General features: G+C 71.2%; 17 protein-coding genes. 7 read left to right on the top strand and 10 right to left on the bottom strand.

Going from position 1 to position 21399, the window contains the following annotated elements:
• Position 1: 1 nt before the first annotated feature.
• Positions 2-829 carry a class II aldolase/adducin family protein gene (locus tag ACFQQJ_RS09315; RefSeq protein WP_377105918.1) on the top strand — a complete coding sequence of 276 codons (828 nt, stop codon included), beginning with the start codon at positions 2-4 and terminating at the stop codon, positions 827-829.
• Between the two features lie 265 nt (positions 830-1094).
• Here the strand turns inward: ACFQQJ_RS09315 and ACFQQJ_RS09320 are convergent, their stop codons facing one another.
• From ACFQQJ_RS09320 to ACFQQJ_RS09335, 4 genes are all read right to left on the bottom strand, one after another.
• Positions 1095-2744: a hypothetical protein gene (locus ACFQQJ_RS09320; RefSeq protein ID WP_377105920.1), complete on the bottom strand. Its 1650-nt coding sequence runs from the start codon at positions 2742-2744 to the stop codon at positions 1095-1097.
• A gap of 164 nt (positions 2745-2908) precedes the next feature.
• A complete protein-coding gene (locus tag ACFQQJ_RS09325; RefSeq protein WP_377105922.1) occupies positions 2909-3964 on the bottom strand; it encodes an aldo/keto reductase family protein in 1056 nt (351 codons plus the stop codon).
• A gap of 2 nt (positions 3965-3966) precedes the next feature.
• Positions 3967-5025, bottom strand: a complete 1059-nt coding sequence (locus tag ACFQQJ_RS09330) for a galactitol-1-phosphate 5-dehydrogenase (RefSeq protein ID WP_377105924.1) — start codon at positions 5023-5025, stop codon at positions 3967-3969.
• Entirely contained in the window at positions 5022-6593 is a 1572-nt protein-coding gene (locus tag ACFQQJ_RS09335) for an FGGY-family carbohydrate kinase (RefSeq protein ID WP_377105926.1), read from the bottom strand. The genes ACFQQJ_RS09330 and ACFQQJ_RS09335 overlap by 4 nt, the downstream gene beginning before the upstream one ends.
• 170 nt (positions 6594-6763) lie before the next feature.
• On the opposite strand from ACFQQJ_RS09335, the gene ACFQQJ_RS09340 reads away from it, so the two are divergent.
• Genes ACFQQJ_RS09340 through ACFQQJ_RS09350 form a run of 3 tightly spaced genes read left to right on the top strand, consistent with a single transcriptional unit; the run spans position 6764 to position 9565 of the window.
• Positions 6764-7783, top strand: a complete 1020-nt coding sequence (locus ACFQQJ_RS09340) for a LacI family DNA-binding transcriptional regulator (protein ID WP_377105928.1) — start codon at positions 6764-6766, stop codon at positions 7781-7783.
• Complete coding sequence (locus ACFQQJ_RS09345; protein ID WP_377105930.1) at positions 7780-8709, top strand: 1-phosphofructokinase family hexose kinase; 930 nt, start codon at positions 7780-7782, stop codon at positions 8707-8709. Before ACFQQJ_RS09340 ends, ACFQQJ_RS09345 begins: the two co-directional genes overlap by 4 nt.
• 13 nt (positions 8710-8722) lie before the next feature.
• Positions 8723-9565 (top strand): class II fructose-bisphosphate aldolase, encoded by an 843-nt coding sequence (locus ACFQQJ_RS09350; RefSeq protein WP_377105932.1) that lies wholly within the window; start codon positions 8723-8725, stop codon positions 9563-9565.
• 16 nt (positions 9566-9581) lie between these two features.
• Here the strand turns inward: ACFQQJ_RS09350 and ACFQQJ_RS09355 are convergent, their stop codons facing one another.
• The 6 genes from ACFQQJ_RS09355 to ACFQQJ_RS09380 all read right to left on the bottom strand — a co-directional run bounded on the left by ACFQQJ_RS09355 (position 9582) and on the right by ACFQQJ_RS09380 (position 16225).
• Positions 9582-10622 carry a LacI family DNA-binding transcriptional regulator gene (locus tag ACFQQJ_RS09355; protein ID WP_377105934.1) on the bottom strand — a complete coding sequence of 347 codons (1041 nt, stop codon included), beginning with the start codon at positions 10620-10622 and terminating at the stop codon, positions 9582-9584.
• Positions 10601-12079 (bottom strand): xylulokinase, encoded by a 1479-nt coding sequence (gene xylB, locus ACFQQJ_RS09360; protein WP_377105936.1) that lies wholly within the window; start codon positions 12077-12079, stop codon positions 10601-10603. Before xylB ends, ACFQQJ_RS09355 begins: the two co-directional genes overlap by 22 nt.
• 82 nt (positions 12080-12161) lie before the next feature.
• A complete protein-coding gene (locus ACFQQJ_RS09365) occupies positions 12162-13154 on the bottom strand; it encodes an ABC transporter substrate-binding protein (RefSeq protein WP_377105938.1) in 993 nt (330 codons plus the stop codon).
• A 52-nt stretch (positions 13155-13206) separates the two neighbouring features.
• Positions 13207-14220: an ABC transporter permease gene (locus tag ACFQQJ_RS09370; RefSeq protein WP_377105940.1), complete on the bottom strand. Its 1014-nt coding sequence runs from the start codon at positions 14218-14220 to the stop codon at positions 13207-13209.
• Entirely contained in the window at positions 14220-15794 is a 1575-nt protein-coding gene (locus ACFQQJ_RS09375; RefSeq protein WP_377105942.1) for a sugar ABC transporter ATP-binding protein, read from the bottom strand. Before ACFQQJ_RS09375 ends, ACFQQJ_RS09370 begins: the two co-directional genes overlap by 1 nt.
• Complete coding sequence (locus ACFQQJ_RS09380) at positions 15791-16225, bottom strand: RbsD/FucU family protein (RefSeq protein ID WP_377105944.1); 435 nt, start codon at positions 16223-16225, stop codon at positions 15791-15793. Before ACFQQJ_RS09380 ends, ACFQQJ_RS09375 begins: the two co-directional genes overlap by 4 nt.
• A 225-nt stretch (positions 16226-16450) precedes the next feature.
• Between ACFQQJ_RS09380 and ACFQQJ_RS09385 the strand changes: the two genes are divergently transcribed.
• The 3 genes from ACFQQJ_RS09385 to ACFQQJ_RS09395 are packed head-to-tail and all read left to right on the top strand — an operon-like array spanning position 16451 to position 21271.
• Positions 16451-17650, top strand: a complete 1200-nt coding sequence (locus tag ACFQQJ_RS09385) for a hypothetical protein (protein ID WP_377105946.1) — start codon at positions 16451-16453, stop codon at positions 17648-17650.
• A complete protein-coding gene (locus ACFQQJ_RS09390; RefSeq protein WP_377105948.1) occupies positions 17647-19623 on the top strand; it encodes an SDR family NAD(P)-dependent oxidoreductase in 1977 nt (658 codons plus the stop codon). The genes ACFQQJ_RS09385 and ACFQQJ_RS09390 overlap by 4 nt, the downstream gene beginning before the upstream one ends.
• A gap of 10 nt (positions 19624-19633) precedes the next feature.
• Positions 19634-21271, top strand: coding sequence for an alcohol dehydrogenase catalytic domain-containing protein (locus tag ACFQQJ_RS09395; protein ID WP_377105950.1), 1638 nt, complete (start codon positions 19634-19636; stop codon positions 21269-21271).
• Positions 21272-21399: the final 128 nt, after the last annotated feature.

The following is a 21399-nucleotide window of genomic DNA, read 5'->3' on the forward strand; positions in this document are numbered from 1 at the left end:
CATGGGCACCACGTCCTACCCCGAGACCGTCGCAGAGGTCATCGAGAGCATCGGCGCCGCCGGGCGGCGCCTGAATGACATCGACGCCGTCGAGGCGGGTGCGGGCAACATCTCGGCCTGCTTCAACTGGCCGGTCGAGCTCGACGACTTCTTCAACGTCTCCCGCGAGATCGAGCTGCCCTACGACGCGCCACACCTGGCCGGCTACACCGTGCTGGTCACCGGCTCGGGCTGCCGGCTGAGGCAGGTCGGCAACAATCCGCGCAACAACCTCGGAGCGGTCGTGGTTCACCCCGGCGGACGGTCGGGAACGCTCCACCACCGCAGGAAGGGCAACTTCGACCGCCCGACCTCGGAGTTCAACTCCCACCTCGCCGTGCACGAGGACCAGGTGCGCGACCGGGGGATCGGATTCCACGCGGTGATCCACGCGCAGCCGCCGCACCTGACCCACCTGTCGCACATCCCGGACTACCAGAGCACGCCGGCCCTCAACGCGGCGATCCTGCGCTGGGAGCCGGAGACGATCGTCCAGCTGCGGGAGGGGGTGGGCTACCTGCCGTTCATGGTGCCCGGGTCCGACGAGCTGATGGCCGCCAACGTGGCGAACCTGCGCAGGCACCAGATCGTCCTGTGGGCCAAGCACGGCGTCATGGCCCGCTCCGACACGTCCCCGCTCAAAGCCTGCGACCGCATCGAGTACGCCGAGACCGGCGCGCTGTACGAGTACATGAACCTGTGCTCAGGCGGACGCGCCCAGGGCCTGACCGACGAGGAGCTCAACCGCGTCGTGACCGCCTTCAACGTGGACACCGGCCTCTTCCGCTGACGCGTCCCCCCGTCCCCTCGCGGCCCCACCCCACCCCAACCCCGTTCCTGCCCCCGAGTGCAACTCCCGCTACCGGAATTCCGGCAGCGGGAGTTGCACTCGGTAGCGAGCGCGGGTTGGGGGGTGCGGCGAGCGCGGGGTGGGAAGGGGCGCCGGAGGCGGGAGTGGACGGACGAAGCGGGCGGCTCGGAGGATCGCACATCCGAGGCCGCCCGCTGTCCGTCCGCCCATGGACGTCAGGGGCCGGGCGTGAGCCCGGCGGGGGTCAGCCGATCGCGGGGACCACGTCGCCGGCCAGGTGGACCTGGTAGCCCATGGCGTGGAACATGGCCGCCTTGGCGATCAGGGCCGCGTCGGCACTCGCCGCGTCCGGAGCGTAGGCCACGTTCATGTGGTTGGCCTTGTGGCGCGCCATCAGCTGGTCGCGGTTCACGCCATGCAGGACGGCGTTCATGATCGGCCACTCCGGGTTGGTGGAGTCGAGGCGACGCTGCACCTCGGCCTCGGGCATCTCGATGCAGGTGCCGCGGCCCAGGTCGACGTGCAGGGCCCCGTCCATGATGAACACCCGCGACCACACGATCTCGCCCGGCTTGGAGACCCCGGCGAGGGTGCCGCCGCCCAGCGGGAAGTAGTAGTAGCTCTGCCGGTAGGAGTGGGCGTTGGCGTACCCGCCGAGGTGGGACGCAGGGACGGAGCCGGAGATCTCCAGCACCCAGACGAAGTCGTCCTCCCAGTCGTCGCCCCAGCGGACGTCGTGCAGCGTGGTGGCCGGGTCCAGGCCCATGGCCGTCCAGACGCGGTTGGTGACCACGGCGTCGACCGCGACGCCCTCGTCCACCTCGTTGAAGTGCGGCATCGCCTTGCCGTCGAACAGCACCCGGTCGCCTTCGCGGGAGTAGGCCGGGGGACGCTCGACGTTGTTCAGCAGGCCCTCGGCCAGGTCGGACGCGGGCACCATGTCCTTCAGGCCCTGCTGGTACTGGATGCCGACGGCATCGGCGCCGAAGTCGTCCGCGATCCGCAGCGCGGCGATGTACATCTTGAACTGGCTGGTGAGCTGCGCGTCGGTGAGGCACTCCTTCCAGTCGCCCTCGTTGTCGACGTGGAAGGTCATGCCCCTCTCGTCGAGCCAGGCGCGGACGGCGGCGGCCTCTGCGTCGGTGACCTTGTTCATCTCCGCGACCAGGGCGCTCTGGCTGAGCCGCTCCTTGTAGATGCCCGCCGGGTTGAGCAGTTCGTCGTCGATGATCGCGTTGTACATGCCCATGCAGCCCTCGTCGAAGACGGCGAGGATCGCCTTCTTCGCCTTCAGCTCCGCGGCGAGCGCCTCGCCCAGCCGCTTCTCCGCGGAGTCGGGCAGCTCGGGCAGGTCGCGCACGTGCGAGGTGTCGTGGACGATCGCGCCGGTGGCCAGCCACTCCTGGAGCTTCGCGGTGAACCACTCGTCGGTGAAGTCCTTGCTCCAGATGGTGGAGTGGGCCACGCCGGCCTTGGTGAGGGAGCCGTGCAGGTTCGCCATGCCGACCAGGCCGGGGAAGTCGCCGGCGAAGTTCGCGGCGAGAAGGATCGGGCCCTGGTGGTCGCGCAGGCCGGCCAGCACGTGGTGGCTGTACTGCCACACGGCCTCGACCACGACGAGCGGGGCGTCGGCGGGGATGGCGGCGAAGACGTCCATGCCCTTGCGCTGATTGTCGATGAAGCCGTGGCCCTTCACCGGGTCGACGCCGTGGGCGCGGGTGACCTTCCACCCGAGGGCGTTGGCCGCAGCGGCGAACTGTGCCTCGACCTGCTGCTGCATGCCCCACGTCTTGACGTTGGTGGTCAGGCGCAGGTCACCGCTGGCGACGACGTACAGGGTGTGGGGTTCGGCCGCCGGCCGCACGGGGATTTCAGGCACGAGGTAGGTGCTCACTGTCAGACTCCTTGAGGATTGTCCGTCGCCCCGCGGGACTTCGTTGAACGTCGGGACGAGCTCCCCTTCATCGTTTCAGCAATCGATTTCAGAGTCAAGGCGGATGTGCCAATTCCGCGGTCCGGAGCAGGGGTGGCCGGACCGCGGAACGCGGCGTTTCGGGGCTACTCCGCGGCTGTGCTCCCGTAGCCGGTCCAGCCCGGGATCGTGCCGTCGACGTCCCACAGGTCGAGCCAGTCGCCCGAGCCCTCCCACAGGAAGACCTGGCCCTTGATCAGGCGGCTGTTGGCCTCGACCGAGCGCAGGTCGTTGAGCATCCGGGGGGTGAGCGGGTTGGTGGTGATCGCGCGGAGGTTGGACAGGATCTGGGCGGGCTTCACCGAGAAGGGGATCGCGACGTGCCCGCGCTGGGCGGCCCACTTCAGGCACACCTCGGCCGGGTGGACGCCGAGCTCCGCGGCGATCCGCACGACCACCGGGTGCTCCATGTCGGCGACGTCGCCCTCGAACGTGTCGCGCTCGGGCCGGCGTGGCGAGCCCATCGGGGAGTAGCCGATCACGACCATGCCGTGGTCCTTGCTGAACTGGTACAGCTCGCCCTGCTGGAACGCCGGGTGCAGCTCCATCTCGTTGATCGCCGGGGCGATCCGGGCGTCCCGCAGCACCAGCCGCAGCTTGGGGATGGTCATGTTCGACACCCCGAGGTGCCGCACCAGGCCCGCGTCCACGAGCTCCTCGAGCGCGTGGTACATCGCCATGTACTCGGCGTGGATGTAGGGACGGGACGAGGGGTTGCGCGCGTCCGGCGCGGCGAAGCGCTCGTGGGTGTTCGGGAACGGCCAGTGGATCAGCAGCGCGTCGAGGTGGTCGAGGCCGAGGTCGGCGAGGCTCTTGTGCACGGAGGCCACGGCGGCGGCCGGGTCGTGGGCGTCGTTCCAGACCTTCGAGATCACGAACACCTCGTCGCGGGCGAGGCCGAGCTCGGCCATCGTGCTCTTCAGCACCGGGCCGATCAGGTGCTCGTTGGCGTACACCGAGGCGCAGTCGACGAGGCGGTAGCCGGTGCGGAGGGCGACGCCGACGGCCTCGGCGATGTCCTCAAGGGAGAAGCGGTCCGAGCCGAACGTCCCCAGCCCGAGCATGGGGATCGTGGCGCCGCCGGCGAGGGCCAGCCGGGGCACCGTGGTGGGGTCGACGGTGTCGTGGGCGGTGGTGGTCATGGTCACTCCTGGATGGCGGGGGTCGGGTCGAACAGGATCTTCCCCGACACGGCGCCGGGGGTCTCGAAGAGGCGGAAGGCGTCCATCACCTGCGCGAGGTCGAAGACGCCGTGGACGAGGTCGTCGATGATCCGCAGGCGGCCGTCGGCCACGCACTCGGCGGTCAGCGACCACTCGGTGCCCGGGAACGGCGCGCTGTAGGACATCCACGAGCCGGTGAGCGAGAACTCCTTGCGGTTGAGCTGCTCGAACACCGCGTGGTCGAAGGTCAGGTCCGCGTGGCTGTTGCCGATGAAGCACACGCGGGAGTGGACGCCGGCGGCCTGGAAGGCCAGCGACATGGTGGCGTTCTGGCCGGCGGTCTCGAAGGTGTGGTCGACCCCGCCGGGCTGCCACGCGCGCAGGCGGGCGAGCAGGTCCGGTTCGCGGGCGTCGAAGGTGGCGTCCGCACCGAGCGCGGTGGCGGTGGCCAGCCGGTCGGGGTTCACGTCGACGACCGCGACGCGGTCCGCGCCCAGGATGCGCACCCACTGGAGGGTGAACAGCCCGATCGTGCCCGCGCCGAGGACGAGCACGCTGCCGCCGCCGCTGAACCCGGCGTGGCGGACACCGTGCAGGGCGACGGTGGACGGCTCGAAGAACGCGATGTCGCGGAAGGGGACGCTGTCGGCGACGACCGTCAGGTTGGCCACGGGAGCCACCACGTACTCGGCGAGCCCGCCGAACTGTCGCGAGCCGATGAAGCTGTAGTTCGGGCACTGGGCGTACTCACCGGCGGCGCAACGTGGGCACGCGTGGCAGGGGAGCAGCGGTGCGACCGCGACGCGACGGCCCACCAGGGTGCCGTCCACGCCGTCACCGACCGCCGCGACCTCCCCGGCGATCTCGTGGCCGAGCACCATGGGATAGAAGTGCGCGCCGTCGCTGAGCACGCGGGGGATGTCCGAGCCGCACACCCCGGTCATGCGGACGCGGACCAGGGCTTCGCCCGGTCCCGGTTCCGGGGTGGGGACGTCCTCCACCCTGACGTCGCGGGGGGCGTGCAGGACCGCTGCTCTCACAGTGCGTTCTCCGTTCCGGTTCGGCTGAGGTCGGCGAGCGCGTGCATGCTGGGCGCGAGCGCCGGGTAGAGGCCGGCGTACACCGCGTACAGCCGGTCGTAGGTGGCCCGGGTGTCCGGGTCGGGGACGTAGCCGGCCGAGCGCTGCACCCAGTCGCCGACGAGGTCGTCCACCGTCCCGCCGCCGGTGCCGATGGCGGCCAGCATCGCCGCGCCGAGCGGGGTCGCGTCCGGGTTGGCGGTGACCACGACCGGGAGCCCGGTGACGTCGGCCTTGATCTGCATCCACAGTGGGCTGCGGGTGGCGCCGCCGATCGCCAGCAGCTCGGTCACCCCGGCGCCCGCCGCGAGCGCGACCTCCAGGTTGTGCCGCAGCGCCATGGCGACGCCCTCCATCACCGCCCGGTACAGGTGGCCGCGCCCGGTGCCCAGGTGGAGGCCTACGAACGCGCCGCGCGCGTCCGCGTCCCACAGCGGGGAGCGCTCGCCGGAGAGGTACGGCAGGAAGACGAGGCCCTCGGCACCGGGGCCCACGGTGGCGGCCAGCGCGGAGACCTCCTCATACAGGCCGCGCCCGGAGTGCTCGGACGCCGCCAGCTCGGCCGCACCGGCCACCCGGGCCAGCCAGGCGAGGCTCGCTGAGCCGGCGACCGTCCCGCCCTGGAGCAGCCAGCTGCCCGGCACCACGTGGCGGGAGAGGATCAGCCGCTCGTCGGCCACGGGGGCGTCGAGGGCGATGCTCATGCCGCCCGCCTGGCCGCCCTGCTCCTGGGTCTGGCCGGGACGGAAGACGCCCGCGCCCAGGGTGCCGCAGGCGGCGTCGAGGCCGCCGGCCACCACGGGGGTGCCGGCCACGAGGCCGGTGGCCCGGGCCACGGCCGGGGTCACTCCGCCCACCACGGCCGTCGGCTCGACCGCCTCCGGCACCCGGGACGGGTCGCAGCCCAGCGCGGCGGCGAGGGCGTGGTCCACGCCGCCGGTGGCGACGTCGATGAAGTGCCAGCCGTAGCCCTGGGAGTGCTCCTGGCTGGCGACCCCGGTGAGGGCCATCACCACCACGCTGTTGCACTGGAGGAACCACCGCGTCCGTGCGAACACGTCGGGACGGTGCCGCTCGAACCACAGCATCTTGGCCGTCGAGTAGCTGGGGCTGAGGCGGTTGCCGGCGACGCCGAGGATGGTGGCGGCCGGGACGCGGGAGAGCGTCTCGTCGCAGATCGACTGGGCGCGCATGTCCATCCAGATCGGGGTCCTGGCCAGCACCGCACCCGTCTCGTCCACCGGCACGCAGGCCCAGCTCTGCCCGTCCACGCCGATGCCGGCGACGTCCGCCGGGTCGAACGCGCCGGAGGCGCAGACCTCGGTGATCGTGGCCATCGCGCCGGCGATCCAGTCGTTCGGGTCCTGCTCGACGTGCCCCGGTGCGGGGGTGTGCAGGGAATAGGGACGGTCGGCGGTCGCGAGCGTGCGACCCGTCCGGTCGACGGCGATCGCGCGAGCGCCGGACGTGCCGATGTCGACCCCGAGGTACACCGGCGCCGACGCGCCGGTCCGGCTGGTTGCGGCCACCTCTCCTCCTTGAGAGCGAAACGTTTTGCTCTGGATCAGGCTAGCTCACCCCGCGACGGGTCCGCAATGGCTGGCGAATCGTTTCGCCCGTGATCTAGGATGACTTGACAAGCGCGGGGCTCGGTATCAGGCTGGGCATCACGAAACGTTTCGCTAATGGCGGGAGGACCGTGGTCGCCACCTACAAGGACATCCGGCGCCTGACCGGGCTGTCGCTCGCGACCATCTCGAAGTACTTCAACGGCGGCAACGTCCTCTACGCCAACCGGGTGCTCATCGAGCAGGCCGCGCGCGACCTCGGCTACCAGGTGAACGACTTCGCGCGCGGCCTGCGCAGCCGCCGCTCCCGGACGCTGGGGGTCGTGCTCGCCGAACTCAACTCGACCTTCAACACCACGATCGTCTCCGGCATGGAGGAACGGCTGCGCGAGGCCGGCTACGGCGCGATCATCTGCGACTCCCGTGGCAGCGCGGAGGCGGAGGCGGAGGCCATCCACTTCCTGATCGGCAAGATGGTGGACGGCCTGGTGATCATCCCGGTGGGCGACGAGGTGGCCGGGCTGGACGCCGCCCACGAGCGCGGCATCCCGGTGATCTCGGTCGACCGCCCGGTGACCAACGGCCGTGCGGACGCGGTGGTGGTGGACAACCGGGCGGCGATCGCCTCGGCCGTCGACCTGCTCACCGGCTCCGGACACGGCGAGATCGCCCTGCTCGCGGGGCCCGACACGCTGTTCACCATGCGCGAGCGGCGAATCGGCTTCCGGGCCGCGGTGGAGGCGGCGACCGGCCGGCTGCCGCGCCGCGAGCTCACGCAGGCGGACGCGGTGAGCATCGAGGGCGGCTACGACGGGATGCGGCGGCTGCTCGAACTGGACCACCCGCCGACGGCGGTGGTGTGTGCCAACTACGAGTTCACGCTCGGCGCCACGATGGCCCTCAACGAGCTGGGGACCGACCTCCCGCGTCCGGCCATCGTCGGGTTCGACAACCTCGACCTCGCCCGCATCATCCGGCCACGACCGACGCTCGTCGTCCAGCCGGTCGCCGAGATCGCCGCCCGCGCGGCGGAACTCGTCCTCGCGCGGATCGAGGGCGAACGCGAGGGGGAGGCCCGCACGGTCGTGCTCCACACGCGGCTCGTCGTCGGAGACCGCGCCACCTTCGCCCTTCCCGGAGCCGCCTCGTGACCGTCCTCACCGTCACCCTGAACGCAGCGATCGACAAGCGCTACGACGTCGGCGCCGTCACGCTGGGACGCGTCCAGCGCGTGGCGCGCGTGCTGGCCGGCCCGGGCGGCAAGGGGCTCAACGTCGCCCGCGGCGCCCAGCTGTGCGGGCAGCGCGTGCTCGCCTCGGGCTTCGTCGCCGGCTTCGCGGGCGCGTTCATCACCGACGGGGTCGCTGCGGAGGGAATCGGCGACGAGTTCGTGCGCGTGGCGGGGGAGAGCCGCACCTGCATCAACATCATCGACGCCGCCGGCACCTCCACCGAGTTCCTCGAACCCGGTGTGACCGTCACGGCCGACGACCTGGCGGCGCTCGAGCGGCGCTTCGCCGGCCTGCTGCCACAGGTGGACGTCGTCACCCTGTCCGGCAGCGCCCCTGCCGGCTGTCCCGCCGACGTCTACGTCCCGCTCGTCCGCGCGGCGCACGAGGCCGGGCGCCCGGTGCTGCTGGACACCAGCGGCGTCCTGCTCGCCGAGGGCCTCCGCGCCGCCCCGACGCTCGCCAAGCCGAACCGCGAGGAGCTGGCGGCACTCGTCGGTGCCGACCTGCCCGACCTCGACGCCGTCGTGGACGCCGCGCGAACGCTGTGCGTCGCGGGCACCGGCGCGGTCGTGGTGTCCCTCGGGGAGGAGGGCGCGGTCGCGGTCACCGCCGACCAGGTGGTGCGGGCCCGCGCTCCGCGGGTGGCCGCGGTCAACCCGGTCGGGTGCGGCGACGTCCTCGTCGGCGGCCTCGCCGCGGGGTTCGCCCGGCGCCTCGACCTCCCCGACGCCCTCGCGCTCGGCGTCCGCGTGTCCGCAGCCGCGGCCGCGCACCCTGAGACCGGCCGCTTCGACCCCGCCTTCGCCGACACCCTCGAGGTGCCGGTCACCGTCCACCAGAGCTGAACAGGATCGATCCATGCTGAGTTCCCTGCGCGACCTCGCGCTCTCCGCCCGCACCGCCGGCCTCGGGCTGGGCGCGTTCAACGTGATCCACCTCGAACACGCCACCGCCTTCGTCCGGGCCGCCGAGCGCACGGGGCGTCCGGTCGTGCTCCAGATCTCCGAGAACGCCGTGCGCTACCACGGCGCGCTCGCGCCGCTGTGCCTGGGCACGCTCGCGGTCGCGCGCGCCTCGTCCGCCCAGGTGGCGGTGCACCTCGACCACGCCGAGGACGTCGGGCTGATCCGCGAGGCCGTCTCGCTGGGCGTCAGCTCGGTGATGTACGACGGCTCGAAGCTCCCTGACGACGAGAACCGCGCGACCACGAGGGAGGTCGTCGCGCTCTGCCACGCGCGCGGCGCCGACGTCGAGGCGGAACTGGGTGAGGTGGGCGGCAAGAACGGCGTCCACGACCCGTCCGCGCGGACGTCGCCGGAGGATGCCGCGGCGTTCGTCGCCGACACCGGCGTCGACCTGCTCGCGGTGGCGGTGGGTTCCTCCCACGCGATGACCACCAGGGACGCGAGCCTCGACGAGGACCTGATCCGGGCCATCCGTGCGGCCGTCGGCGTCCCGCTCGTGCTGCACGGCTCGTCGGGGGTGTCGGACGAGGGCATGCGCCGGGCGATCGCCGCCGGCATGACCAAGATCAACGTCTCCACCCACCTGAACAAGGTGTTCACCGGAGCGGTGCGCGCGACGCTGGCCGCCGACGAGGCGCTGGTCGACTCCCGGAAGTGGATGCGCCCGGCGCGCGACGCGGTCTCGGCGGAGGCCGGCCGCCTGCTCACCCTCTACGGGACGCCGCTGCCCTCCTGAGCCGCGGCGACCGGTCTCAGCCGAAGGCGCCGGTGCGACCGTCGATGAGCGTCAGCCCGTCCTCCTCGTTGCTGATCACCACGGGAAGCACGATGTCGCGGGCGGGGGTGTCCAGGCCGTCGATGCGCTCGAGCAGCATCCGGGCTGCCGTGAGGCCCAGTTCACGCGCGGGCAGGTGGGTGACCAGGATTCCCATGGGGGAGAGGACGACGAGCGGGAGGCCGCCGAAGGCCATCACGCCGGTGGTCGGGGGGAGGATCCCGCGTTCGGCGAGGACGCGGATCACGCCGGTCGACAGCTTGTTGTTCGCGGCGAAGATGGCGTCCGGCGGGTCGTCCAGCGCGAGCAGCTCTCGCGTGGCCTGCTCGCCGCCGGCCACGGTGAACTCGGCGCGGCGCAGCAGCTCCGGGGACGGCGGCGCCCCGGTCGCCTGCTCCACCGCCATCCGCCAGCCGGCGGCGCGGTCCTCGGCCGTCTCGACCCGTTCCGGACCGCTGATGCAGCCGATCCGCCGGAAGCCCGACTCGAGCAGGATCCGCGTGCCGGCGATCGCGCCGCCGATGTTGTCGGCGACCACGGCGTCGAAGGCGTTGCCCGGCGCGCGGCGGTCGACGCAGACCACGGGGACGCCGCGCTCGCGGGCCAGCTGGAGGTCGGTCGTCCGGCTGCTCGGAACCATGATGATGCCGGCCACCGGGTCGCTCACGGCCACCCGCAGGTACTCCTGCTCGCGCGCGGGATCCTCGTCGGTGTTGCACAGCATGACGGAGTAGCCCTGCGCGCGGGCCACGTCCTCGACGGCGCGGGTCATCACGGTGAAGAACGGGTTCTCGATGTCGGGCACCATCATCGCGATGATCTCCGAGGAGCTCGTGCGCAGCCGGCGCGCGTTGCGGTTCGGCACGAACCCGAGCTCCGCGGCGGCACGGGTGACGGCCTCGGCCCGGCTCGGGGTGACCTTGATGCCGTTGAACACGCGCGAGACGGTGGCCGGGGAGACCCCGGCCAGGGCGGCGACGTCGTAGATGGTGACCATCACGCGCCACCGGAGAACCACGGACGCAGCGCCCGGTACGCGTCGGCGAAGCGCTCCAGGTGCGCGACGTGTGCGCCGCTGCCCTCGCCCGGAGCGAACTCTGCTTCCACGGTGGACAGCGTAGGGGCGATCGAGAAGTCCGCCAGGCCCAGTCCCACGAGTCCGGTCACGGCAGCGCCCAGGCTGTTGGCCTGCGTCGTCACGCTGCGTCGCCGCACGCCCACGCCCCAGATGTCCGCGAGCAGCCCCAGCCAGGCGTCGCTGGCGGCGCCGCCGCCGATCACGTCCACGACCTCGGCCTCGCGCCCGCCCCGCAGGGGCGCCATGCACAGCGCGAGGCTGTAGCCCACGCCCTCGAGCACCGCGCGCGTGAGGTGGGGGCGGCGGTGGTGCATCCGCAGGCCGGCGAACACGCCCGAGGCGTCGGGGTCCCACCAGGGCGAGCGCTCGCCGATCAGGTACGGCAGGAAGAACAATCCCTCGCCGGCTGCGGCGACGTCCGCCGCCGCGGCGATGAGGGCCGAGACCTCCGCGGGTTCCTCACCCAGGGCCTCCGCGGCCCACTGCAGCGAGCCGGCGCCGGTCTGGGTGGTGGCGAACGCGCCGAACAGGCCGGGCACGACGTGGCGGAAGCTGAACGAGCGGCGCTCGGGATCGAGCAGCGGGGAGGTCGTCGTGGTGGCGTACCACGCGGACGTGCCCAGGCACACGTAGCCGGGGGAGTCGGGGGTGACGCAGCCGGCGCCGACGGAGGCCATCAGCCCGTCCCCTCCGCCGGCGACCACACGGGTGCCCCGGAGCAGGCCGAGCTCGTCCGCAGCGGGCGCGGTGAGGGTGCCGATCACGGCGGTCGACTCCACGATCTCCGGCCACAGCGCGGCGGGCACGCCCGCGGCGTCCAGGAGGGTGGTCGACCACGTCCCGGTCGCCAGGTCGTAGGCGTCGGTGGAGGAGGCGTCCGAGTGGTCGGTCACCAGCGTGCCGGTGAGGCGGAGGTTCACGTAGTCCTTGGCGACGCAGATCGCCGTCGTCGCCGCGAAGGCGGCGGGATCGTGTTCACGGGCCCAGGCGAGCTTGGGCAGGGTGTAGGTGGCGGCGATGCGGTGGCCGGTGATCCGGTAGGCGGCGACGTCGCCCACGGCGGACGCGAGCCGCGCCGCCTCGGTGGCGGCCCGCTGGTCGGACCAGATCATCGCCGGCCGGACGGGCGTCCCCGCGGCGTCAAGCATGACCAGGCCCATCATCTGCCCGGAGACGCAGATGCCGTCCACCTGTGCGGGCGAGGTGCCGGTGGTCGCGAGCAGCTCGCGGGTCGTCTCCACGACGGCCCGCCACCAGTCGTGCGGGTCCTGCTCGCTGGTCGTGTCGGCGGCGTAGCGGGTGGGGTAGGACGAGGTCGCGCTGGCGATCAGTCGCCCGTCCGCGGCGTGCAGCGACGCCTTGTTGCCGGACGTGCCCAGGTCGTGAGCGATGAGCATGCGTGTCCTGTTCCGGGGAGGGACGTGGGGGCGGTCCGGCGTGCAGACCGCCCCCACGAGAGAGAGTTACCTCGACCAACGACTACTTGTAGAGAACCGCCTGGATCTTGGCGTCGTTGATGTTGGTCTTGTCGTACCAGTAGAAGCCGGTGTCGATGACCTTGGGCACGGTCTCGCCCTTGAGGGTCTTCACGGCCGCGGCGACGACCTGCTCGCCGATGCCGACCGGGTTCTGGGTGATGGCGCCGGCCATGGTGCCGTCGTTGATGGCGTTGATCTGGTCGGTGCCGGAGTCGAAGCCGATCAGGACGAGCTTGCCCGCCATGCCCTTCTGCTGGGTGGCCTTGATGCCACCGATCGCGGTGCCCTCGTTGGCCAGGAAGATGCCCTTGAGGTCCTTGTTGGCCTCGATGATCGACGACGCGATGTCGGCGCTGATGTTCGGGTCACCCTTGCCGTACTGCGGGTCGAGCACCTTCACGTTCGGGCAGGTGGCCTTCATGCCCTCGATGAAGCCGTCGCGACGGTCCTGGCCGGTGCGGGAGGTCTGGTCGTGGACCATGACACCCACGGTGCCGGCGCCACCGACGAGCTCACACATGTGCTTGGCGGCCTCGGCGGCGGCGGCCTTGTTGTCCGTCGCAGCGGTGGTCACCGGGATGTCGGAGTCGACGCCGGAGTCGAAGGCGACGACGGGGATGTTGGCGTCCTTGAACTGCTGCAGCACCGGGGCAGCGGCCTTGCTGTCCAGCGCGGCGAAGCCGAGGGCGGCAGGCTTCTTCGCCAGCGCGGCCGTCAGCATGTTCATCTGGGCCTCCACCTCGGACTCGGTGGCCGGGCCCTCGAAGGTGATGGTCACGCCGTCCTTGGCGGCCTGCTGCTCCGCGCCCTGCTTCACGGCCTGCCAGAACTGGTGCTGGAAGCCCTTGGAGACGATGGCGATGTACGGCTTCTCGCCGGACGACGCCTGGCCGGAGGCACTGCCACTGGCTGCCGGGGCTCCGGAGGAGCAGGCCGCCAGGGCCATCGAGGCTGCCGCGCCGAGCGCGACGAGCCCCACTGAAATCTTCCGCATCTGATTCTCCTTCGTTGGGTGGTTGCGGGAGTCTGTGGTGGTTGGGGTGGGATCAGGTGGTTGCTGCGCGGCGGGCCCGCAGCTGGTCGATGAACACGACGATCAGGATCACCAGGCCGAGGATCACGTTCTGCCACTCCTGGCGGACCGAGAGGATCTGGAGGCCGTTGTTGATGACCGAGATGATCAGCGCGCCGATGATCGTGCCGACGATCGTGCCCTTGCCGCCCGACAGCGACGTGCCGCCGATGACGACCGCGGCGATCGCCTGCAGCTCGTAGCCGGCGCCCGTCGCCGGCTGGGCCGACCCGAGGCGCGCCGAGATCATGATCGAGGCGAGGCCGACGAACAGCCCGGCCACGGCGTAGATGACGACCAGCCACTTCTTGGTGTTGATGCCCGACAGCGCGGTCGCCTCCTCGTTGCTGCCGATGGAGATGTCGTAGCGGCCCAGGAGGGTCTTGTTGAGCAGGACGTAGGCCACCACCGCGGCGAGCGCGAGCACAAGGACCGCGTTCGGGAACCGGGTGCCCGGGATGATGCTGCCGGTGGAGAGCCAGATGTAGCCGGCGTGCTCGGTGGGATCGAAGTAGATCGGCCGGGCGTTGGAGATGACGAGCGCCAGGCCCTGGGCGACGAGCATCATCGCGAGGGTCGCGATGAACGGCGGCAGCCGCAGGACGGCGACGTTGAAGCCGTTCACGAAGCCGACCAGGCCGCCGAAGAGGATCGTCATGATGATGCCGAGCCACACCGGGATGTGCCAGTTCACGATGAACGTCGCCGACATCACCGCCGCGAGCGTCATCGCCGTACCGACCGACAGGTCGATGCCGCTGGTGATGATGACCAGGGTGGCCGCGAGGGACAGCAGGCCGACGACGGTGGTCGAGAACAGGATCGTCGTCACGTTCGAGTACTGCGGGAAGATCTGCGGGCTGGCGACGGAGAACACCGTGAAGATCAGCACGAGGCCGGCCAGCGCCATCAGCTGCTGGACTCGCTCGCGCCAGGAGATCCTGGCGATCTTCGGGGCGGGCTCGGTCGCCGGGGTGGGAGTGGACATCAGTGCTCTGCTTTCTCGGTCACGTGGTGGATCGCGTCGTCGCGATGGGTTGCGAGGCGCATGATCGCCTCCTGGGTGGCGTCGTCCGCCGGGAGGATCCCGGTGATCCGGCCGTCGGCCATGACGATCACTCGGTGGGACATCCGCAGCACCTCGGGCAGCTCGGAGCTGATCATGATGATCGACTTGCCCTGCTCGGCCAGCTGGTTGAGCAGCTGGTAGATCTCTTCCTTCGCGCCGACGTCGATGCCGCGGGTGGGCTCGTCGAAGATCAGGATGTCGCAGTCCTTGACGAGCCAGCGCGCGACGATCGCCTTCTGCTGGTTGCCGCCGGAGAGGTACTTGACGAGCTGGTTCACCGACGGTGTCTTGATCCGCAGCAGCGTGCGCGACTCCTCGGCGGAGGCCCGCATCGCCTTGTCGTTGACGAACCCGGCCCGGGAGAACCGCTCGCCCATCGAGCTGATCGCGATGTTGTGCGAGACCGACAGCGGCAGCATCAGCCCCAGCCGCTTGCGGTCCTCGGACAGGTAGCCGATGCCGTGGGCAGCGGCGGCGGAGGGGGAGTGGATCGTCACGGCCTTGCCGTTGAGGACCACCTCGCCGGAGACGATGGGGTCCGCGCCGACCAGCGCCCGGGCGACCTCGGTGCGTCCGGCACCCATCAGCCCGGCGAACCCGAGGACCTCGCCCTTGTACAGCTCGAAGCTGACGTCCTTCAGCAGCGCCTTGGTCGACAGGTGGGACACCTTCAGCACCACCGGGCGGTCCAGCCGCACGTTCTGCGGGCGGGCGCCGGTGTTGATCGCGCGTCCCACCATCTTGGAGATGACGTCGTCCAGGCTGGTCTCGGCCATCGGCATGGTGTCGATGTAGTGGCCGTCGCGGATCACGGTGATGCGGTCGGCGATGCGCTTGAGCTCCGCCATGCGGTGGGAGATGTACACGACGCCGGTTTCCGGGGTGATGAACCGCCGGATGAGCTCGTGCAGCTGGTCGACCTCCGCGTCGTTCAGGGCCGCGGTGGGCTCGTCCATGATCAGGACCTTGGTGGATTCGAAGGACAGCGCCTTCGCGATCTCGACCATCTGCTGCTTGGCGACGGTCAGGCTGGACACCAGCGCCTTCGGGTCGAGGTTCATCTCGAGGCGCTCCAGCAGCTCGCGGGTCTGGCGCACCTGCGCCCCGGGGCGGGTGAAGAACCCGCCGCTGACGGGCTCGCGGCCCAGCCAGATGTTCTCCGCGACGCTGAGGTGCGGCACCAGGTTGAGCTCCTGGTGGATGATCGACAGCCCGGCCTCCTGCGCCTCCTTCGGCGTGCTGGCGGTGAGGGGCTGCCCGTTGATCCAGAACTCGCCCTCCTCCTTGGTGTAGATGCCGGTGAGCAGCTTCATCAGGGTGGACTTGCCGGCGCCGTTCTCGCCGACCAGGCCGAGCACCTCGCCCTTGCGGAGGTCGAGGCGCATGCCCTCGAGCGCCTTCACGCCCGGGAACGTCTTGCCGACCCCCTCGACCTGCAGCAGCAGGTCGGGATCGTGCACGCCCGGGGCGGGTGCGGTCTCGGTGGTGGTCATGCGGGCATCACCGGGGTCACGCCCTTGCGGAAGATCGCGTTGCCGTAGATCCGGGTCTCGCCGGTCCGGATGATCAGCTCGGCCTCCGCCGCCATGTCGTAGAACGCGAAGCGCTCGATCAGCCGGTACGGCTCCCCGTCCAGCCTCGCGGCCTCGATGAGTTCCTCCTGCACCGGCTGGAGGCCCTCGGGGCACTCCATGAGGTCGAGCGTGGGCCCGTAGGTGTCCGGCACGAGGACCGAGCGGATCGCGGTCAGCACCCGCGGCGAGCTCAGCCCGGGCAGGTCGACCAGGTGCTTCTTCGCCAGCGCCGCGGCGGTGAAGTGGGCATCGGCGATCACCACGGCGTTGCCGTGGCCCATTTCGTCCAGCGCGAGCAGCAACTGGCCGGTGAGCACCGGATCCAGATTGAGCAGCATCGTTGCCTCCATCTGAGAAATCGATTTCTGTATCGTAGGGAGGGTAGCGGATGCTTGTCACGCGACGTGGGCGAATCGTAATCAATCTGAGATCGATTTCTGCTGGACGGCGCCGGACGCCGCCGGCAGCCCGCGCGTCAGGACGCCTGCCGCGGGTCACGCAACCGTGCTACGCTCTTGAATCGTTACAAACAGGATGGCGCCGAGGCCGTCCGCAGAGCAGGACAGGTACTGCAGATGACTGACGCCGACGTCCCGGGTGCCGCTGGGGAGCACTTCCCCGTGGTGAACACCCACGTCCACTTCCCGCCGAACTTCTCCGCTTTCCGTACCGTCGAGGACGCCGTCTCCGCGGCGGCCGCCGAGGACGCCGGAGCGGTCGGCATCTCCAACTTCTTCGACCAGCAGGTGTACGCGCGCTTCGCCGAGCAGGCGACAGCGGCCGGCATCGTGCCGCTGTACGGGCTGGAGTTCATCACCCTCGACGACGAGCTGGCCGCCGCCGGCATCCGGGTGAACGACCCGGCCAACCCGGGCCGCATGTACCTGTGCGGCAAGGGCATCTCCCCGTTCCGGGAGAAGTCCGCGGTGGCCGCGCGGATCGCCACGGAGATCCGGCAGGGCAACGACCGGCGGGCAACGGAGATGGTGGCGAAGCTGGCGACCTGGTTCGCCGAGTGCGGCCTCGACACCGGCCTCACCGCCTCCCTGGTGGCCGCGGACGTCGCCGCCTCCGCGGGCGTGCCGGTGGAGTGGGTGTCGCTCCAGGAGCGCCACGTCGCGCAGGCCTTCCAGCGTGCGCTGGCCGCGCTGCCGGTGTCCGAGCGCTGCGCCGTGCTGGAGCGCGCCTACGGCGGCCCGTCGAAGGTCGACACCGACGACCCGGTGGCGCTCCAGGGAGAGCTCCGTTCCCGGCTGATCAAGGTGGGCACCCCCGGCTTCGTCGCCGAGGTGCCGCTGGGTTTCGGCGACGCGTACCGCTACGTGCTCGAGATGGACGGCATCCCCACCTACCCGACGCTGGCCGACGGGGTGAGTCCGGTCTGCCCGTTCGAGGAGCCGGCGACGCGACTCGCGTCCGCCCTCCTGGAGCGCGGCATCCACGCCGCGGAACTGATCCCGATCCGCAACACCTCCGCGTGCGTGGACGCCTACGTGAAGGCCTTCACCGACGCCGGCATCATCGTGATGGGCGGCACGGAGCACAATACGCTCGACCGGATCCCGATCGAGGTGGCCTGCGTCGACGGCCCCGTCTCCGACGTCGCCCGGCGGGCGTTCTGGGAGGCGACCTGCGTGGTCGCCGCCCACCAGCACGAGGTGGCCGCGGGGCGTCCGGGCTACGTTGATTCCACCGGTGGGCGCACCGACGTCCCCACCGGCGACCTGGTCGCCCTGGGCGCCGGGCTGATCACGAGGAAGCAGGAGCAGCGGTGAACCTGGTCGAAGAGCTCATCTCGGTCGCGAACGCCTTCGGGGCCGATCCCGAGTACTCGCGGGCGGGCGGCGGCAACGCCTCGGTGAAGGTGGACGGGGTCCTGCGGATCAAGCCCAGCGGCGTCCCGCTGGCCACGCTCACCGCCGCCGACCTGGTCGGCCTGCGCACCGACGTCCTGCTCGATGCCCTGCACTCCGACGAGCCCGTCGAGGGTGACCCGGTCCAGGCCGCCGCGGCGAAGGCGCTCGTGGACGCCCCGGGCGGACGCCGTCCGAGCGTGGAGATCCTCTTCCACGCGCTCATCCCCGACGCCCTGGTGCTGCACACCCACCCGCTGGTCGCCAACGCGCTGACCTGCAACGCCGACGCGGAGGCGCTCGCCGCCCGCCTGCTCGGTGATGACGCGGTGTTCGTGCCCTACACCGACCCGGGCGTGCCCCTGGCGCGCGAGGTCGAGAGGGTCCGCGACGCCTACACCGCGCGCACCGGGCGTCCGGCACCGGGCATCACGCTGCTCGGCAACCACGGCATCATCGTCTCCGGCAACTCGGCCGCGGAGCTCACCGAGCGGGCGGAGCGGCTGACCGGGGCGATCGCCTCCGCCATCGACGCCACCGCCGCGCCGGTGGCCGAACCGCTCGACCGGGGTTCCTTGACCGCTCTGGTGAACGTCGTCGCCCCGACTCTCCGCGGGCTGCTCGGCACCGCCGACCGGCTGGCGGTGGTCACCTCCGACGCCTCCGACCTGGTGCGCGCGGTGACCACGACGCCGGCCGGCGAGGAGATCCTCACCGGCGGTCCGCTGATCCCCGACCAGATCGTCTACGCGGGCTCCCTTCCCCTCGTGCTCGCCCCGACCGCCGGTGGCGACACCGCCGCGGAGGTCGTGGCCGCGGTTGAGGCCTACCGGGTGCGCCACGGCAAGGACCCCGTGATCGCGGTCGTGCCGGGGCTGGTCGCCTTCGGCGCGGGCGCCGACCTCGGCGCAGCGCAGACCGCGCTGGCCACCTTCACCGACGCGCTGCGCGTCGCGAGGGACGCCGAGCGCATCGGCACCGTCCGCTGCATGGACGCCGCCGAGCGCGGGTTCATCGAGAACTGGGAGGCCGAGAGCTACCGGAAGGCGATGGCCGCCGGCGCCCGGGCCGGGCGGATGGACGGCAAGGTCGTCGTGGTGACCGGCGCTGCCCAGGGCTTCGGGCTGGGGATCACCACGGAACTGCTGGCCGAGGGTGCCCAGGTCGTGCTGGCCGACCTCAACGTCGAGCTCGCCGCGAGGAACGCCGCCGAGCTGAGCGCCCGCCATGGCGCCGGGCGCGCGGTCGCGGTGCAGGTGAACGTGGCCGACGAGCAGTCCCAGCTCGACGCGATCTCGCAGGTGGTGGCGCTGTTCGGCGGCCTGGACGTGTTCATCTCCAACGCCGGCGTGCTGCGCGCGGAGGGCGTGATGACCCAGCCGGTGGCCGACTTCGACCTCGTCACCAACGTGAACTACCGCGGCTACTTCCTCGGCGTCCGCGCTGCCGCCCCGGTGATGGCCGCCCAGCACGCCGTCCGTCCGGACGCCCTGTTCGACATCATCGAGATCAACTCCAAGTCCGGCCTGGAGGGTTCCAAGCGCAACTTCGCCTACGCCGGCTCGAAGTTCGGCGGCATCGGGCTCACCCAGAGCTTCGCGCTGGAACTGATCGAGTACGGCATCAAGGTGAACGCGATCTGCCCGGGCAACTACCTCGACGGCCCCCTGTGGACCGACCCTGAGCGCGGGCTCTTCGTCCAGTACCTCAGGGCGGGCAAGGTGCCCGGCGCGCAGACCGTCGAGGACGTCCGGAGGTCCTACGAGTCCAAGGTGCCGATGGGCCGCGGCTGCCTGCCGTCCGACCTGGCGAAGGCCGTGTACTACATCGTGGAACAGACGTACGAGACCGGCCAGGCGGTGCCCGTCACCGGTGGCCAGAACATGCTCAACTGAGGAGAGGCACGTGACCCAATTCCCCGCCACCCAGCACGCGATCCAGTTCGTGGGCCCCGACCAGGTGGTGCACAACGAGGCCAAGGCCATGTACCCCCTGGGGCCGACCCAGGTGCTGCTGAAGTCCGAGGCCTGCGGCATCTGCTTCTCCGACACCAAGCTGCTGCACGCCTTCACCAACCACCCGCGCAAGAGCGAGGTGCTCAGCGGACTGGGCGCGGACGAGCTCGCGGGGATCCCCAGCTACCGCCCCGGCGCCCAGCCGATCGTCCCGGGCCACGAGCCGGTCGGACGGATCGTCGCCGTCGGTTCGCAGGTGCGCCACCACCGGGTGGGGGAGCGGGTGCTGGTGCAGACCGACTACCGCCACCTGCCCACGGCCAGCTCGAACGCTGCCTTCGGCTACAACTTCGAGGGGGCGCTCCAGGAGTACGTCGTGCTCGACGAGCGCGTGATCATGGACCCGGCCACCGGCGAGCGGTTCCTGATCCCGGTCAGCGAGGGGCCGTCGGCCTCCGCGGTCGCCCTGATCGAACCGTGGGCCTGCGTCGAGGCGGCCTACGCCTGGGGCGAGCGCTGCCACCTGCGGGAGGGCGGCCGGCTGCTCGTGGTCGCGGACGCCGTCCGTGGCATCGATGACCTGCTGGCGCAGGCCACCCCCTCCTCGATCACCGTTGTCGGTGCGCTCGACGTGCCCGGTGCGGTCCGCGCAGGGTCCCTGGACGAGGTGGAGGGCACCTTCGACGACATCGTCTACGCCGGCTCCGACGCCGACGTGGTCGAGGCGCTCGGGCCGAAGCTGGGCTTCGGCGGCGTGCTCGACGTCGTGCTGTGCGGCGGCGCCTTCTCCCGCCCGGTGAAGATCGACGTCGGACGCGTCCACTACGACCTGATCCGCTACACCGGGACCGCAGGGGACGACGCGGCGCACGGCTACGCCCGGATCCCCGCGCAGTGCGAACTGCGGGACGGCGAGCGGATCGCGATCGTCGGGGCCGCGGGTCCGATGGGCCTGATGCACACCGTCCGCACGGCGGTCAGCGGCGTTCCGGGCATCTCGATGGACGCCGTCGACGTCGACGACGCCCGGCTCGCCCACCTCGCGGCGGTCGTGGCGCCCGTCGCCGAGGCCAACGGCGTCCCCGCGACGTTCCGGAACAGCCGGACCGAGCCGCTGGAACCCGGCTACACCTACATCGCCGCGATGGTGCCGGCGCCGTTCCTCATCGCCCAGGCGGTCGACATCGCCACCGAGGGCGCGATCGTGAACGCGTTCGCGGGCTTCGCCATCGGCACGATGGCCGATCTCGACCTCACCGCGATCGCCACGAAGGGCATCTACCTGGTGGGGACGTCCGGTTCCCGGATCCAGGACATGAAGACGATGCTGGCGAAGGTGGAGTCCGGGCAGCTGGACACCAACGTCTCGCTGTGGGCCGTGACCGGCATGGCGGGGGTGGCCGAGGCCATCGAGAGCGTCAACAACCGCACCTCCGGCGGCAAGATCATGGTCTACCCGATGCTCCCCGACCTCGGCATGGTGCGTCTGGACGAGCTCGCCGAACGGCTGCCCGCCGTCGCCGCAGCCATGGACGGCACCCGCTGGACCAACGAGGCCGAGGCGGCCCTGCTGGCCACCGCGTCCTGATCCGGCGGGCCGTCCGGCCCGTCGCCTCTGCCCACTCCCTTCGCCCGCTCCGAGCCCCTGGCGGTCACTCCACCGCCGGGGGCTCGCTGCGTGCGGTCGTCCGGTGGAGTTGTTCCCGCGGCGATCCG

Source organism: Propionicimonas sp. T2.31MG-18, assembly GCF_964266745.1.
In the GTDB taxonomy this organism is placed as follows: Bacteria; Actinomycetota; Actinomycetes; order Propionibacteriales; family Propionibacteriaceae; genus Propionicimonas.